Origin of the sequence: Streptomyces sp. NBC_00080 (assembly GCF_045041255.1) — a bacterium.
In the GTDB taxonomy this organism is placed as follows: Bacteria; Actinomycetota; Actinomycetes; order Streptomycetales; family Streptomycetaceae; genus Streptomyces; species Streptomyces coriariae.
This window is the reverse complement of record NZ_CP108235.1, coordinates 8,966,684-8,981,639: the sequence shown is the minus strand read 5'-3', so window position 1 is coordinate 8,981,639 and position 14,956 is coordinate 8,966,684. Positions and strand designations below refer to the sequence as shown.

Genomic DNA, 14,956 nt, shown 5'->3' with positions numbered 1-14,956 from the left:
GGCCACGGTCATCGACTAGCTCGTAGTGGCTGAAACAGGATGTCGTGGTCCGGGGGGACCGGCGTGGATCCGGGCTGCACCCGGAAGCGGGCACCCCGCTCGTAGCGGGCCGCGAGGTGCTGGCGGACGAGTGCGCGGCCGAAGAGGATGTCGCCGCCGGTGTAGGGGGCGACCACGCCGTGGCTGTCCCGCGGCGGCCCCACCCGGTAGACGGGCCCCTGCACGTTGTCCTTGATGACGACCGAGGCGAGGGCGTTGAAATCGTCGTCGGTGAGCAGGACACCGCCGTCACGCTTGCGGGACGGAAACAGGGCTCGCATTGGCCTAGACCTGACAACCGGACCCGGCTAGGCTCTGCCGCGCCACATCTGAGAGCGCTCTCACCCATCCGCTGTTCCACCCCACTTCCTGGAACGACGAAGGGCAACTCCCATGAGACGCACAAGGTTCAAGCACGTCTGCCTGGCCGCGCTCCTCACCCTGGCCGGGCTCGGTGGCGCGGGCACGCTGCCCGCGGCGGCGAGCGGGGGCGGTGCCACGGCCTCCTCCTCCCCGTCGGCCGCCGACGCCGCCCCCGCCTCCGCCGCACTGCTCGACGGCATGCGGAAGGAGTTCGGGCTCACGAAGGAGCAGGCGGTGGCCCGGCTCGAGGCCGAGCGCGACGCCACCGCGCTCGAGCCGAGGGTGCGCCGCACTGCGGGTGCGGCGTACGCCGGGTCCTGGTTCGACGCCGCAGACGGCCGCCTCACGGTGGCCGTCACCTCGAAGAGTTCCCAGGCCACGCGCGCGGCGATCCGCGCCCAGGGAGCCTGGGTCCGGGTCGTCGAGCACAGCGCACGGATGCTGGACGCCGCGAAGTCGCGCATCGACCGGCTCTCCGCCCCCTCGGCGGTGGGTGGTTGGCACGTCGACCCGGCGGCGAACACCGTGGTGGTCACGGTCGTCCGGGGCAAGACCTCCGACAACGATGTCCGGCGGTTCCTGACGCAGGCCCGTGCCGCCGGTCCCGTGACCGTCGAGACGGTCGCCGCGGCCCCGCGCACCTTCGCGGCCGGCACCGTCGGCGGCGACCCCTACTACACGGGCAACGTCCGCTGCTCGATCGGCTTCTCGGTCCACGGCGGGTTCGTCACGGCCGGTCACTGCGGCCAGGCCGGTGCGGGTGTCCGGGGCTGGGACGGCTCGTACATCGGCAACTTCCAGGGCTCCTCGTTCCCCGACAACGACTACGCCTGGGTCAACGTGGGCAGCGGCTGGTGGACGGTGCCGGTCGTGCTCGGCTGGGGCACGGTCTCCGACCAGCTGGTGCGCGGCTCGGCCGAGGCGCCGGTGGGTGCCTCCATCTGCCGGTCCGGGTCGACCACGCACTGGCACTGTGGCGCGGTGCTGGCGAAGAACGAGACCGTCAACTACAGCCAGGGCGCGGTGCACCAGATGACGAAGACGAGCGTCTGTGCCGAAGGCGGCGACTCCGGCGGCTCGTTCATCAGCGGCGACCAGGCACAGGGCGTCACCTCCGGCGGCTGGGGCAACTGCTCCGGCGGCGGCGAGACGTGGTTCCAGCCGGTGAACGAGATCCTCAACCGCTACGGGCTCACCCTCCACACCTACTGACCGCGAAGGAGGACCCGGGGGTTCCGCGCTTCCGCGTACGCACGGTGTGCGTCCGGTGTGCGGAGCCCCTCCCGGGTCGCGCGGACATCGCGGTGGGGCGCCCTGCCCGGGGGCGGTCTTCCCGTCCCGCGTATGGCCACGACGACCTTCCGGCGTACGGCAGTTGAACACTTGACGTGCTGCCTGACCAGCCGTCGGAGCGTCCTTACGCTGACGCGCGTGCGACAACAGCGGCAGGCGGGCGACGACCGTCACGGCAGTGCCCTCGAACGGTCCCCGCGGGTGACCCGGGCGCCCCACACGGCCGGTCGGAGCAGTGGCCCGAACCCTCTCCTGGGGCTTCAGCAGACCGCGGGCAACGCGGCGACCGTCGCCGCGCTGAACGCGGCCGGCCCGTCCACCGCCCGGCGCAGGCCCCCGCAGGTGCCGCCCGCCATCGAGGAGGTCGAGAACGACGCCCTCGAACTCCCCCCGTATCTGCTGGACATGGAGGCGGCGGGACTGTCCACGGCGTACGGCCTCACCGGCCACGAGTTCGTCACCACCACGCTGGCCGATGCCGTCGGGCGGCGCGACGGGGTGGTCGCCGAGATCGCCGCGGAGCTCGCCGGGCGGCCCGAGTCCTTCTTCGGGCGCGGCCGGGCCTTCGCCGTCACCGGAGTGCGGGGTACGGACCGTTACGACGTCACGGTGAGCCTCTCGCCCGCCGACGACGACCGCCCCGGCGTCTTCTCCGCCGCCGGTCCGGACAGCGAGGGCGCGGCCACCAAGGTCGACGTGCAGCACAACACGGCCGCCACCGTGGCACAGAGTACGAGCGGATCCGCGTCGAAGGGCGTGGCGTTCACCGGGTTCGGACTGGCCCCGGTCGCACCCGGCGTCTGGGTCGGCGGGGCGGCCACCCTCAATGCCCAGCCCTTCCAGTCGTCCCGGGACTCCCGCACCCAGCGCAACATGGCGGAGCCGCGGGTGCTGCGCAGCGACAAGGGATCGGTCGAGGTGCCGCGCCGGGTCCGCTACCACGTGCGGATCATGAAGGACGGCGAACGCACGGCCCGCACCGCCGCCGGGTCCGGCGCCCTGACCATGCGGGTGCCGGTGGAGCATCTGGTCCCGACGGCCGCCGGGCCGGTACCCCGGCCGCGTCCGGTGGCGCCCGAGACCGCCCGGGCCGTGTCGCTGGCCGATTCCATGGCCCCGGTCGCCGTCTCGGACCGGGCTGCGCCGCACCAGGGCGGCGGGGGGCTCTTCGACGCCGTCGCCTCCGCGTTGCATCCGTCCCTGACCTGGCCCGGTGCTCCCGGCCGGGCCCGGCTGTACGAGGCCACCGCCACCGCGACCGTGCTGGAGGACCTGCCCCGGCTGCTGCGTGACGGGGTCGTCGGCGAGGATCTGACGAGCAGGGACGGCAGCACCACCGGCACCTACCGGATGCGGGCCGCGTTCACCGAGTTGGCCCCCGGGTGGAGCACCGGCAAGACGCAGTTGCGCACCCACCAGCAGGCGCAGCACGCGGTGACGGACACCGCGGGCAAGGGCCGGGGCGGTGCCTTCGGCGCCGGTCCGGCCGCGGGGTTCGGTGTGCTCGGCAACGCGGCCGCCGTCCGCGGCACCGTCATGCCCGTCGCCGGGGCGCGCAAGGCGCGGTTCAGCGTGGCCGAGCAGACCGTGTCCAGCCGGCAGGGCGCGGAGGTCCGCGGCGAGAAGGTGCTCTATCTGGGCACCGTGCTGTTCACCGTCGAGGGCACCGGTCCGACCTCACCCCTGACCAGGGCACGCGGCGGCGGCCGTACCGCACACCACACGATGCGGGTGTGGGTCTCGTTGCGGGCCGACGAGGCCCAGGAGCTGGGGCTGCCGTTGCCCGAGGGGGTGACGGCGGGCGAGTTCGTCAAGCGTCCGGAGCGTGCCGGGAAGGACGCCAAGGGCAAGGGGAAGGCCACCGCGACCGAGCAGGACCTGGCGGAGAACGGCGAACGGGCGGGCGAGGACGGCGCCGCCGAGCACGACGTGCGGCACCTGCCGTTCGGCGCGATGGGCTCCAGCGTGGCGATCAGCCGGCTGGACACCGCGCCGATGATGCGGGCCGTGACGCGGCTGTTCGCCACCGATGCGCGGCTCGCCGGGTATCTTCCCGCCTTCGGCGAGGAGGAGCAGCCGCGTGATCTCAGCCCGGAGGAGGCCGAGGTCCAGCGGCGCAACTACCGCGAGCTGGTGACCGTATTGTCGGAGACCAACCTGCGGGTCAACAAGGACCAGTTGCTGTCCACCGGCGTCCGGGTGCGGTTGCGCCGCAAGTCCCGCTTCCACGCGCACGACGTGCAGCTGAAGGTCACCGGTTCGCTGCGGGAGACCGGTCATCTGGGTGAGACCAAGGACTGGCTCGTCCGCAGTCACGCGGGAGTCACGAGCAACCTCCAGAGCGGACGGGCGAGTTCACGCACGGTCGGTGGGATGGCGCTCGGCCAGTTCCGGCTGATCCCCGGGGCCCTGACCCTGTCGGCGCGTGCCGAGAAGGGCCGTACGACGACCCGACGCGGCCTGGCCGGGCCGACCCTGCGCACCGATGTCCTCACCAACGGTTCCGAGGACGCGAGCGTGTTCGGCGGGGCCTTGAGTCTCAACGTCGACGTCACCATGACGTCCCGGCAGCGCAAGGCGGCCCGCGCGCTCACCCCCGGCGCGCCGGGCCGGGACGCGCCCGCCGCCGAGCGGGTCGGGACGCTGCCCCTCGACGCGCAGGACGTGCGGCTGCTCACCCCGACCGCGTTCACCCTGGACGGCGATGCCAAACGGCAGCTGGACGAGGCGACCGCCGCCCGCAGGGCGGGCCACCGTGATACGCGGACGGAGTTCGCGGCGGCGGGCATCGGTGACCTGGCCGGTCTGGCGTCGCGCCAGCTGGGCGGCAGGCGGGGTGTGCGGGACTGGACGCTGGTGGAGACCGTGGGCGACGGGCAGCCGGTGCGGGACCTGGCCTTCGAGCTGCTGGCGCGGGCCGCCGCCCGCAACAAGGAGGCGCGGGAGGACCGGGCGCTGGAGACGGAGGGGCTCGCGCCGCGGCTCGCGATCGAGGACCGGTTCAGCCCGCAGGCGGTGACGGCGGCGCTGCGGCAGGCCGTCTCGGCGGGCTGGGTGGTGCAGAACCTGCGGCACGCGCGGCGGCTGGCCGGACTGACCGGCGCGGTAGGCACCCGGTTCGCGCTGACCGGTGGGCGGGTCGTCCACCAGGGCACGGGAGCGGGGACCGAGACCTTCGTGCTGGGCGGGCACCAGGTCACCGGGCAGGAGGGCACGAGTCACCACGTCTCGGTGCAGGGCGGCCTGACGGGCGCGGAGAACGGCGCCGAGTGGCGACTCGCCGAGGGGGTGGCGGCCGGCCGCAGCCTGGGCAGCGGCGACACGACGGCGTCCACGCTGGTCGGCACCGTCGAACGCAACGCGCACACCTCCCGCAAGAGCCCGCTCCATCTGGTGCAGTGCGATCTGGTGGTACGCATGGTCGCCGAGGTCGCGGTGACGGGCGGGGGTCCGTACGTGGCACGCGGTGGCCGTACGGTGCCGGGGGCGGTCGCGGTGTGGCTGACCGAGCGTCAGCTGCGCGCGGCGGGACTGAAGGTACCGGGCGAACAGGGGCGCGAGGACACGGCCTCCGGTTCGGGCACGACGTCGGCCGGGACGTCCGGCCGGTCCGGGACAACAGGGAAAAGCGGGAAACCTGGGAAAACCGGAGAAATCGGGGAAACCGGGAAGTCCGCCCGGTCCGCGCGGCCCGCCGGGACGGTACGGGCCGGTCAGGAGGCGGAGACCCCGGCAGCGGGCACGTCGGCCTCCGGCGTTGCCCCGAAGAGCGCGCCCCTGGTTCCCCCGTCCCCCGTGCCCGCCCTGGCCGAGTCGCTCCCGCTCGGCTTCGGCATGATCGAGGACCTGCCCGACTTCGTGCCGCTGCTGGAGGGGATCCGGGGCCGCCTCGGCGCCTCGCTCGCGGACGAACTCCTGCCGCGTACCCGTCTGACGGACCGCAACGACAATGTGCAGCGGCTGCTGCGGGTCCTCGACCGGGACGGCTCGGCGGGCCTGTTGTCGAGCGCGATGGACGGCGGGGTGGGCGTAGAACTGCTCGACGGGCGCAAACGGCCCTACCGGGCGCTGTTCCGCATCCGCAGGACCGGGCGCGGCAGCTACGTGGAGACCGCGTCCGACGGCCGGGACATGGAGTACATCACCTCCGCCGCCGCCCAGCGGGCCGGTGCGCACGACGAGAGCGACAGCCGGGGCGTCGAGGCGGTCCTGGCCGGTTCGGGGAAGCCCGACGGGGGCGCGGGCCAGTTGAAGAGCGTCGGCGCCGCAGCGGGACTCGGTCTCGGCACGAGCGACTCGCGCCGCTCCGTGGGTGTCGGGCGGGCCCAGCTGGGCGTGAAGACCGTCGCGGAGGCGGCGTCCGCCCCGTCGGCCCGGATGAACGTGCCGATCGAGGCGACTCTGGAGGTGTTCTCCGGCAACCGCCGGGTGGCGCTCGCGCCGTTGAAGGGCCTGAGCCTGACCCACCGGGTGCTCGCCGCGGATCTGCGTGCGCTGTCGCAACTGGCCCCGGTAGCGCCCCAGCAGGTCGGTGTGCAGGCGGTGGACGCGGCGGACGCCGGTGCAGACCGGCTCGGTCCCTGGCGTGACTCCGGGGTCCGGCTGCCGATGGAGGCCCAGGTCAACGGGTTCCGGGGAACGCCCAGGGTGCAGCAGGCGGTCGACGACGCGATCCGGCGGGCGGGGGGCGGCGCGCGGTTCCGCACCGGCGGCGAGGCGGCCTCTCACCTGCTGCGCGAGGCCGTCTCCACGGAGTGGCTGATCGCGGCGCTGCCGCTGCTGACCGCCGCGGGCGTCGACCTCCCTCCGGTGCACGCGACCGGCGCGTCGGGCCAGGACCTGCGCGCCTCGCTGCACGCCCGGCTGCGCGGCGGCCGGGTGCTGGGCGTGGGCGACAAGATGACGTTCGAGACGGTCGCGCAGAGCGGGCTGGACGCGCCGCGTCCGGCGGGTACGGACGGCCAGCAGGCCAACGAGCACGGCCGGTCGGCGCGCGGCCTGCTGGGCGCGGGGGTGCTGAACGCGGACGAGTTCCGGATGAACCAGCTCCTCGGCACCGTGGACGGCTCCGGCGGTGCCACCGCGGCCGCCGCCAACGCCGCCGGTTCGATACCGCTGCACAAGCCCAAGGCCGAGTCGGTGCTGGTGCAGTTCACGCTGGACGTGCGGGCGGTGGCGGAGGTGAGCGACCGGGTGCGTTCGGGGCGCCGCGGGACGGCCGTACAGGAGGTCACGCTGCCGGACCCGGTGGTCGTCCGGATGCCCGCGCCCGCCGTACGGCGCATGCTGGCCGACGCGGCGAACGCCGGCCGTCTGCGGGATCCGGGGGGCCACCTGGCCTGATGTGGCGGTCGCGGCGGTGGGTCAGAGTTTGGCGCCGAAGTTCTGTGTCCACCACGGGCCGCCGGCGCCGTCGTGGATTCCGATGCCGATGTTCTTGAAGGAGCAGTTCAGGATGTTGGCCCGGTGCCCTTCGCTGTTCATCCAGGACGTCATCACCGACGCGGCCGTCTGCTGCCCCTTGGCTATGTTCTCGCCGTAGGTGGACCAGCGGTACCCGGCGGCCGTGATGCGCTGGCCGGGGTCGGCGCCGTCGGGGTTGGTGTGGTCGAAGAAGTCCCGGGCGGCCATGTCGTCGGAGTGGCCCTGCGCGGCGTCACGCAGCAGGCTGTCGTCCGTGAGGGGGCCACAGCCGGCCGTCGCCCGCTCCTTGTTGACCAGGGCTATCACCTGGGTCGCGAGATCGGACGAGCCCGCCTGCGCGGTCGGCGTCCTGGAAACCGTCCTCTTCGGCTCGGCCGACTTCGCCGGAGCCGCCGCGACCACGGTCCTGCTGGGGCGGGGAGACGGCGAGGCGCTCGCACTCGGTGACTTCGACGCGGAGGCCGTCGGGGACGGGGACGGCGACGGCGAGCCGCTGCGGGCGCTGTCCGGCGTGGGGCGGTCCGAGGCGACTACGTCGTCAGCGGGCTGCACGGCGGTGCTCTCTCCCGCCCCGCCGTCCGGCTGCGTGCCGAAGTAGTAGAGGCCGCCGCCCGCCACGCAAGCGGCCACGACCGCGCCGCCGACCGCCCGCCGACGGGTACGCCGCCGTCGACGGGCGTCGGTGCGGGAGGTGGTCCGGTCCTTCGTGCCGCGGCGGTTCACCGGCGGGAGCGATCCGCCCGGTTCCTCGCCCGCGGCGATCGGGGACGCCGAACCGACCACGGCGATGGTGTCGGTGGCGGAGTTCGCCTTCGCCAACAGCGTGGACGACGCCGCGACCAGCGCCAGCCCGGCCAGCAGACCCTCGGCGGGCATCAGGCCGCTCCACAGGCCCGAGCAGCGTGCGCAGCCGCGTGCGTGCCGGGCGGTGCGCTTGCGCCACAACGCCGAGGGCCGGCCGTCCCAGCCCGCGAGCGCGCCGCGCAGTTCCGGGCACTGCGGCCGCGAGTCCAGTGCCCGTACGACGACCCGGGCCGCCTCCAGCTGTGCCTTCATCCGCTGTACGCGGACCGCCGTGTGCTCCGGCGTCAGGTCCAGGGCCGCGGCGATCTCGGCCCGGGTCAGTTCACCGGCGCACTCCAGCCACCACAGGGACAGCAGTCCCCGGTCGTCGGGCTCCAGCCAGCGCGTCGCCCGCGCGGTCTCCTGCCGCTGGCCGGACAGCTGGAGTTGCACGATGGTCAGATCGACGAAGTCGGCCCCCGGATCGGCGACGTCGTCGGCCTCCTCCATGGCGCCCTGGACGGGCTGCTGCCGGTTCCAGTGCGCACGGACCTGGTTCATCGCGATGGCCACCAGCCAGGAGCGGAAGCTCGCGGGATCCCGCAGCGAGCCCAGCGAGTCGAGGGCGCGCAACATGGTGTCCTGCACGACGTCGTCGACGTCCACCGATCCGTTCAACGCCCGGCCCACGATGTTGTAGACGAGCGGCAGGTATGCGCCGACGAGCGCGTCCTGGGCCGCCTGATCACCCGCCCGGGCGGCGGTGACCAGCGCCACCGCCTCCACCGTGTGCCGTGTACTCATTGAGACTTCCCTGTCCTCGACGCCGAACGATGCTGTCCGTCATATGGGGGATCTCTGCGGAAGCAACGGATAACAGTTCCTCGGAAATTCGTGCGAGGAGAGGGTCACCGGTTCGGGGCCATGAGTGCAATGGGACCCGTCACATCGCGCGCGGGACGCCGGCCGCGGTGGCGCGTTCCCGGGGGTGCGCGAGGGCTCGTCGTCGTCCTCGTCGCAGGGGTTTCGGCCTGGTGGCCGCGCCGACTACGGTGGCCCGGCCGGCCCGCCGTGTCCCACGCCCCCGGCGACCGACGTCCGCACGGCACAAGGAACCCCTATGACACGAATGCCTGTTACGGCCAGATATGCCCGCGCGCTGCTCGTCGCCCTGGGCCTGTCGGGCATCGCCGGCTCGGTACGACTGGCGGCGGCCGCGGCCGTCTTCGAGTCCGGCGCGCTGGGCGGGCTGGTCGTCGGGATGCTCCTGCTCGCGGCGACGGGGTGCGCGACGCTCGCCGTGACGTCGCTGGCCATCTCGGCGAGGTTCGCCGACGGTGGTGGCGCGGTGCGCAGGGGCGCGGTCGTCGTCGGCTGGCTGACCGCCCTGGGCAGTCTGGCCGCCGCCCTGACCCAGCACTTCGCCTGGAGCGCCGGCGCCGCCGCGGGTGCGCTGCTGGTGGCCCTCTCCAGCGGTACGGCGACCAGGGAGTGGTTCGGCCGGGCGCGGCTCTCGCACGCGTGAATTCAGCCGCACGGGCGGTCTCGCGACACGCACCCCGCCGGACCCGCCGTTCGTGCGGGGCCCTGCCTCTGGCCCGACCGCGGCGCACCGGGAATCAACTGTGCGGCTGATCAGGGGAATTGACGGACCGATCCACCGCCGCGCGTGACGGCAGTGCTCTGCCGTTGATCACGGCCTGATCCCCCCGTCGATCCCCCGCGCAGAGCGCCCACCCCATGAGCGCGCCGGTGACGTGGAGTGACGCACCGTCACTACAGCCGGCGGGGGTGTCGTTGTTCCCCGAAGACCGGAAGATTGCCACGGTCGTGAGAGGCCCCGGGGCCGCACCGGCGGAACGTCCGGCTCACGGTGCGCGGATCCGTCCGGCGTACCGCTGCTCCAGCTCCAGGTTGCCCTCGAAGCCGCCGGGCACGTTGCCGCGTCGTCGGGGACGAGGGCCTGGGGGTGGCCGGTGCCGAGGGCCTGGACCACGCCGTCCTCGCGGACACAGTCGGCGTTCTGAACGATTCACCACGCCGCTCGCGACTGCCGTCGCCGTCGGATCCCGGGGCGATCCGGCGGCTCAGGGGGTGTCGGGCACGTCGGGCCGCGGCGGGACACCGCGCGGGGTTACTGTCGCCGCCATGGACCGTGATCACCGAGGATGGCTCCCGTGTCTGCTCGGCGGAGCCGTCTTCGCCGTGTGCATGGCCGGAACCACGCTGCCGACCCCCCTCTACCCGCTCTACCAGGAGAAGTTCGGCTTCTCCGAGCTGACGGTCACCGTCGTCTACGCGGTGTACGCCTTCGGGGTCATCGGTGTGCTGCTGCTGGCCGGCAACGCCTCGGACACCGTGGGCAGACGTCCGGTGCTGATGGCGGGCCTGGGCTGCGCGGCGGCGAGCGCCGTGTGCTTCCTGGCCGCCACCGGGCTGGGCTGGCTGTACGCGGGACGGCTGCTGTCGGGGCTGTCCGCCGGGCTGTTCACCGGTGCCGCCACGGCGTACGTGATGGACCTGGCACCGTCCGGCGGCGCCTCCCGGGCCACGTTCGTCGCGACGGCCGCCAACATGGGCGGGCTGGGCTGCGGTCCGCTGCTCGCCGGAGTGCTCGCGCAGTACGCCGACCGGCCGCTGTACCTGCCGTTCGTCGTGCATCTCACCCTGGTGGCCTGTTCGGTCGGCGTCGTGGCGTGGCTCCCGGAGACCGTGCGGCACCGCAGGGCGCTGCGCACCGTACGGCCGCAGCGGCCCGGCCTGCCCGCCGAGGTGCGGGCGGTGTTCGGGCCGGCGGCGATCGCCTCGTTCGCGGGGTTCGCGCTGTTCGGCGTGTTCACCTCGGTCAGTCCGGCGTTCCTCGCCGACTCCCTCGACGTGAGCAACCACGCCGTGAGCGGTCTCATCGTCGCGCTGGCCTTCTTCGCCTCGACCGCCGGACAGCTGATCGTCGGCAGGGTCGGGGTCGGGCGGTCGCTGCCGCTGGGCTGCGCCGCGCTGCTGGCCGGGCTGGCGCTGCTCGCGGTCGCGTTGCGGTGGGAGGTGCTGGCGCTGGTGGTGCTGAGCGCGATCGTCGGCGGGGCCGGCCAGGGGCTGGCGTTTCGTGGGGCGCTGTCCGCGGTGGCCGGGGCGTCTCCCGAGGGCCGGCGCGCGGCGGTGATCTCGACGCTCTTCGTGGTGGCCTACGCGGGCATCTCGGTGCCGGTGATCGGCGTCGGTGTGCTGGTGGGTCCCCTCGGCCTGGAGGGCGCCGGGCTGGTGTTCATCGGCTGCATGGCCGTCCTCGTCTCGACGGCGTGGGTCTATCTTCTCCGGCGGCCGGTACGGGTGGAGGACGTGAACGCCTGAGTCCCCGGACGCGGCGCATCGCGCCCGGACCACGGCACCGGCGTCGCGGGCCGGGGCGGCACGCACACACGCTTGGCCGCAGCCGTACGGGTGGGCTCGGTCCCGGGGCGAAGCGACAGGGGGGCGACCGGCGTTGTGCAGAACCCATCCGTCATCACCGGAAAGGCCCCTCGATGCGACGTACCGCCTTCCTCGCCGTCTGCGCCCTGCTCAGCGCCGCGGCCACGGGATTCTTCACCACCAGCGCCGTTCGCAGCCGCTGAGACCCGGGAGCCGGGGAAGCCTTCCGGCTTTCCCGGCTTCCTGCTACCGGGTACCGGGTACGGGCCCTCGCTCAACGCCCAACGCCCAACGCCCGTTGCCCATCGCCCGTCGCCCGTCGCCGTCGTCAGGAAGCCCGGTCACGGGTGTGCGAGGCGTCGTCCGACGGCACGTCGGTCCGTTCCGCGCTCGTGCCGCCGGGGTGCCGGAGCGCGCACAGGTAACCGACGGCCAGGGCGATCGCCATCCCGTAGAACACCCACTGGTTGGCCTCGGCGAAGTCCATCCGGATCGCCGCCATCGATTCCTGCACCGTCCGCGCGACCGGGCCGCCTCCGCCGAGCTGCCGGTCGTCGGCATTGCCGGTGATCGCCTCGGCTACGTTCCTCGCCGCACTCTCCGCGGCCCCGGACGGCACTCCGCGCGACTGGAGCGTGTCGGTGACGTTGTCGGTCATGCGATGGGTCAGCACGGTGCCGAAGAGTGCCAGGCCGACACTCGCGGCGTAGTTGCGGATCGTCTGGGTGATGCCGGTGACCTCACCGTAGGAGGCGTCGATCGCCCGGTTCACGGCGTCGGTGGAGGCGGGCGCGAGGATGAAGCCGATCCCGGCCCCCGCGAGGGCCGCGTAGGGCCACTGGTCGTGCATGGACAGATCGGTCAGCTTCCCGGCCCAGAGCGCGAAGCCCACCGCGCCGACCACGCAACCGATCTTCATGGTCGGCCGCGCGCCTCGCTTGTCCAGGATCCGCCCGCCCCACTGCGAGGCGAGCGCGAAGCCCACGAAGAAGTACAGCAGGTACAGGGCCGCCTGGTTGGGCGAGGCGCTGAGGGACACCTGCGCGTAGACGGAGGCGAAGAAGAACAGCGGGACGAACGCGAGCATGGCGAAGAACAGCACGAGCCCGTCCGCCACGAAGGCGCGGTCCCGGAAGACCGCGAGCTTGACCAACGGGTTGGCCGTGCGCAGTTCGTAGCGGCAGAACAGCCACAGCACAGCCAGGCCGCCCACGATGCAGACCCAGGTGAGCACGCTGTCCCAGCCCCACGCCGACGCCTGCTGGAAGCCGAGCACGCTGGCGCCCATTCCGACCGCGATCAGCACGGCGCCCCGCACGTCCAGGGACTCGTCACGGCGACGATCGGACACATGGGCGAGCGCGGTCAGGATCAACGCGACGACGGCCACGGGCACGTTGACCCAGAAGATCGCCCGCCAGGTCCAGTCGGTGAGCCAGCCGCCGAGAAGCGGCCCGATGGCGGTCAGGGCCCCGGTGACACCGAAGAACAGGGCCAGGGCTCGGCCGCGTCGCTCCACCGGGAAGACGGCCACGACCACCGCGAGCGCCGCCGGGAAGAGCAGGGCCGCGCCGAGCCCCTGGGTCGACCGGAAGGCGATGAGCCACGCCAGCGCGAAGTCGCCGCTCGGTACACAGCCGCACAGGACCGACGAGACGACGAACACCAGGGTGCCCGCCACGACGACGCGCCGAGGACCGAGCAGGTCCGCCAGCCGTCCGCCGAGGGCGAAGAACGCGGCCAACGCCAGCAGATAGGCGTTGACCACCCACTGCATGCCGGAGGCGGACAGACCGAGTTCGTCGACGATGTCCGGTGCGGCGATCGCCACGATGGTCTGGTCGATGAACGTCATCGCCACCGCGAACATCATGGCCGCGAGCGCCACCGACTGCGAAGGTTTGCGCGGGCCGTCCCGCGCACTCCCCGCCTGCTGTTTGGTGTACATGCCAGTCACGCCCTCAGTCTCAACCCGCTCGGCTGACGACGCATCCGGTGCACATCTCCGTCAGGAAGGGGCGTCGTCACAGAGGTCAGGCGTGCCCGCCATGGACACATGAGCAGTCGTGGCGGCCGCGAGCAGGGCGGGGAGGCAGGGGGAGCCGGTGGGGCTCGTTACTCCGGTTGAGTCACCGTCAGCGACCACCGGACGGCGTCGGCCGAAGCGTCCACTCCCAGCGTGAAGGAGCCCGGCCGCACCACGCCGGCGGCCATGGTCGCCGAGCCCACCCCGGCGCTCCCGGCCGGGCAGTCGACCGAGAACGCGGCGACCTCGGCCTCCTGCGACCACATCGTCACCCGCACGCTGCCACCGCCCTCGCAGGCCACCGTGAGGACGGTCGGCAGGCCGTTCGAGGCGCCTCCCGACGCGACGCCGCCGTCCCCCGTCCACTCCTCCACCCACACCAGGCCGTCCGGACCGGGGTGCGGCAGCAGCGGATCCCCGACCGCGGCGGCGGGCGCCGTACCGGCACCCGTCAGCGCACAGGCGGCCAGCACCGTCATGACCAGGGATTTTCTCGCTCGGCTCATGTTCGCTCCTCCGTAATGTGTCATGAACCCCACACTCTGCCGGGGTGATCGTCCCCGGACCTGAGTACGCGTACTCAGGGGCGATCAGGTTGGCCGGAACCCAGCGCCGCCCCGGCTCTCCCGCCGTCGGGATGCGCGGGGGCCCGGCCGGGTGGACGCTGCTGATCATGGCGCGCAAGGGTGCACGACCCGCTCGACCGGCCGCGGGGCCGTACGCGGAGGGGATGCTCGACGAGCTCTACGCCACACCGCCGTCCGACTTCGTCGCCCGACGGGAGCGACTGGCCGCCGAGGCCGAGCGCGACGGTCGCGCGGACGATGCCCGTCGGGCCCATGCCGCCCGTCGCCCCACGCTCGCGGCCTGGGCGGCGAACCTGCTGCTGCGCTCGCAGCCGCAGGAGAGCGGGCGGTTCCTGGAACTGGGACGGGCGCTGCGCGAGGCGTACCGGTCCCTGGACGCCGACGGGGTCAGGGAGCTGTCCGAGCAGCGCCGGAGCGTCGTCTCCGCCCTGTCCCGGCAGGCCGCCGAGCTGGCTCGTGAGGCCGGGCACCCGTTGTCGGGCGCGGCTCGGCAGGACGTCGAGTCCACTTTGCGCGCGGTGCTCGCCGACGAGGACGCGGCGCAGCGGTGGGCCACCGGGCGCCTGGAGAGTGCCCTCACCCCGCCGGCCGACTTCCCGGCCCGCGGCGCGGCGGCCGCCGGCCCCTCGCACAGGCCGGCCCGACCGGCGCCCGCGGCGCCGGACACGCGGTCCCGGGCGAAGGACGAACTCGCCGAGCGGCGTCGCCTACGGCAGCGGCAGCTCGGCCAGGCCCGGCGGTCGGCGGAAGCCGCCGACCGCCGCCTGCGGGCGCTGAGTGCCGAACGGGCCGACGCCGACGCGTCGCTCCAGCAGGCCCGCGAGCGGCACGACCGGGCCCGTGAGCGCGAGTCCGCGGCGGAGGAGCGGCTGCGTCAGGCGCGCCAGGAGCTCCGGCAGGCCGAGCAGGAGCGGAAGGAGGCCGAGGAACGGCTGCGGACCGCCGCGCAGGCGGTGGACCGGGCCGGGCGGGCCGCCCGGGAGGCCGCGCAGGAAGTGGACCGGCTGGCCGATCCGAGCACGTAGGCCTCCCG

9 protein-coding genes are annotated in these 14,956 nt (G+C 73.6%); 5 read left to right on the top strand and 4 right to left on the bottom strand.

All coding sequences use genetic code 11. From position 1 onward, the window contains the following. Window positions 1-8: 8 nt before the first annotated feature. A complete protein-coding gene (locus tag OHU34_RS40135; RefSeq protein ID WP_230193565.1) occupies window positions 9-320 on the bottom strand; it encodes a hypothetical protein in 312 nt (103 codons plus the stop codon). A gap of 112 nt (window positions 321-432) precedes the next feature. Between OHU34_RS40135 and OHU34_RS40130 the strand changes: the two genes are divergently transcribed. Then, window positions 433-1,614 carry a S1 family peptidase gene (locus tag OHU34_RS40130; protein ID WP_230193566.1) on the top strand — a complete coding sequence of 394 codons (1,182 nt, stop codon included), beginning with the start codon at window positions 433-435 and terminating at the stop codon, window positions 1,612-1,614. Window positions 1,615-1,833: 219 nt separating this feature from the next. Then, window positions 1,834-7,038 (top strand): hypothetical protein, encoded by a 5,205-nt coding sequence (locus OHU34_RS40125; RefSeq protein ID WP_405771189.1) that lies wholly within the window; start codon window positions 1,834-1,836, stop codon window positions 7,036-7,038. Window positions 7,039-7,059: 21 nt separating this feature from the next. Here OHU34_RS40125 and OHU34_RS40120 read toward each other — a convergent pair whose 3' ends face one another. Continuing rightward, window positions 7,060-8,706 carry a sigma-70 family RNA polymerase sigma factor gene (locus OHU34_RS40120; RefSeq protein ID WP_142268561.1) on the bottom strand — a complete coding sequence of 549 codons (1,647 nt, stop codon included), beginning with the start codon at window positions 8,704-8,706 and terminating at the stop codon, window positions 7,060-7,062. 316 nt (window positions 8,707-9,022) lie between these two features. Between OHU34_RS40120 and OHU34_RS40115 the strand changes: the two genes are divergently transcribed. Both OHU34_RS40115 and OHU34_RS40110 read left to right on the top strand, forming a co-directional pair. Then, the gene (locus OHU34_RS40115) at window positions 9,023-9,427 is read left to right on the top strand and encodes a hypothetical protein (protein ID WP_142268562.1); all 405 of its coding nucleotides are present in this window, start codon (window positions 9,023-9,025) and stop codon (window positions 9,425-9,427) included. A gap of 623 nt (window positions 9,428-10,050) precedes the next feature. Next, window positions 10,051-11,250, top strand: coding sequence for an MFS transporter (locus OHU34_RS40110; RefSeq protein WP_142268563.1), 1,200 nt, complete (start codon window positions 10,051-10,053; stop codon window positions 11,248-11,250). A 388-nt stretch (window positions 11,251-11,638) separates the two neighbouring features. Here the strand turns inward: OHU34_RS40110 and OHU34_RS40105 are convergent, their stop codons facing one another. Together OHU34_RS40105 and OHU34_RS40100 are read right to left on the bottom strand one after the other, a co-directional pair. Next, a complete protein-coding gene (locus OHU34_RS40105) occupies window positions 11,639-13,258 on the bottom strand; it encodes an MFS transporter (protein WP_405772523.1) in 1,620 nt (539 codons plus the stop codon). Window positions 13,259-13,425: 167 nt separating this feature from the next. Beyond that, complete coding sequence (locus tag OHU34_RS40100) at window positions 13,426-13,842, bottom strand: hypothetical protein (protein ID WP_230193569.1); 417 nt, start codon at window positions 13,840-13,842, stop codon at window positions 13,426-13,428. A gap of 167 nt (window positions 13,843-14,009) precedes the next feature. Here OHU34_RS40100 and OHU34_RS40095 point away from each other — a divergent pair, with 167 nt between their 5' ends. Continuing rightward, on the top strand, window positions 14,010-14,948 hold the full coding sequence (locus tag OHU34_RS40095) for a hypothetical protein (RefSeq protein WP_405771184.1): 939 nt from the start codon (window positions 14,010-14,012) through the stop codon (window positions 14,946-14,948). The last annotated feature ends 8 nt before the right edge of the window (window positions 14,949-14,956 follow it).

Excerpts from the sequence above, each read along its gene's own strand:
- OHU34_RS40115 (WP_142268562.1), top strand. The coding sequence starts at position 9,023 with ATGACACGAATGCCTGTTACGGCCAGATATGCCCGCGCGCTGCTCGTC.
- OHU34_RS40120 (WP_142268561.1), bottom strand. The coding sequence starts at position 8,706 with ATGAGTACACGGCACACGGTGGAGGCGGTGGCGCTGGTCACCGCCGCC.
- OHU34_RS40105 (WP_405772523.1), bottom strand. The coding sequence starts at position 13,258 with ATGTACACCAAACAGCAGGCGGGGAGTGCGCGGGACGGCCCGCGCAAA.
- OHU34_RS40100 (WP_230193569.1), bottom strand. The coding sequence starts at position 13,842 with ATGAGCCGAGCGAGAAAATCCCTGGTCATGACGGTGCTGGCCGCCTGT.
- OHU34_RS40135 (WP_230193565.1), bottom strand. The coding sequence starts at position 320 with ATGCGAGCCCTGTTTCCGTCCCGCAAGCGTGACGGCGGTGTCCTGCTC.
- OHU34_RS40095 (WP_405771184.1), top strand. The coding sequence starts at position 14,010 with ATGGCGCGCAAGGGTGCACGACCCGCTCGACCGGCCGCGGGGCCGTAC.
- OHU34_RS40110 (WP_142268563.1), top strand. The coding sequence starts at position 10,051 with ATGGACCGTGATCACCGAGGATGGCTCCCGTGTCTGCTCGGCGGAGCC.
- OHU34_RS40130 (WP_230193566.1), top strand. The coding sequence starts at position 433 with ATGAGACGCACAAGGTTCAAGCACGTCTGCCTGGCCGCGCTCCTCACC.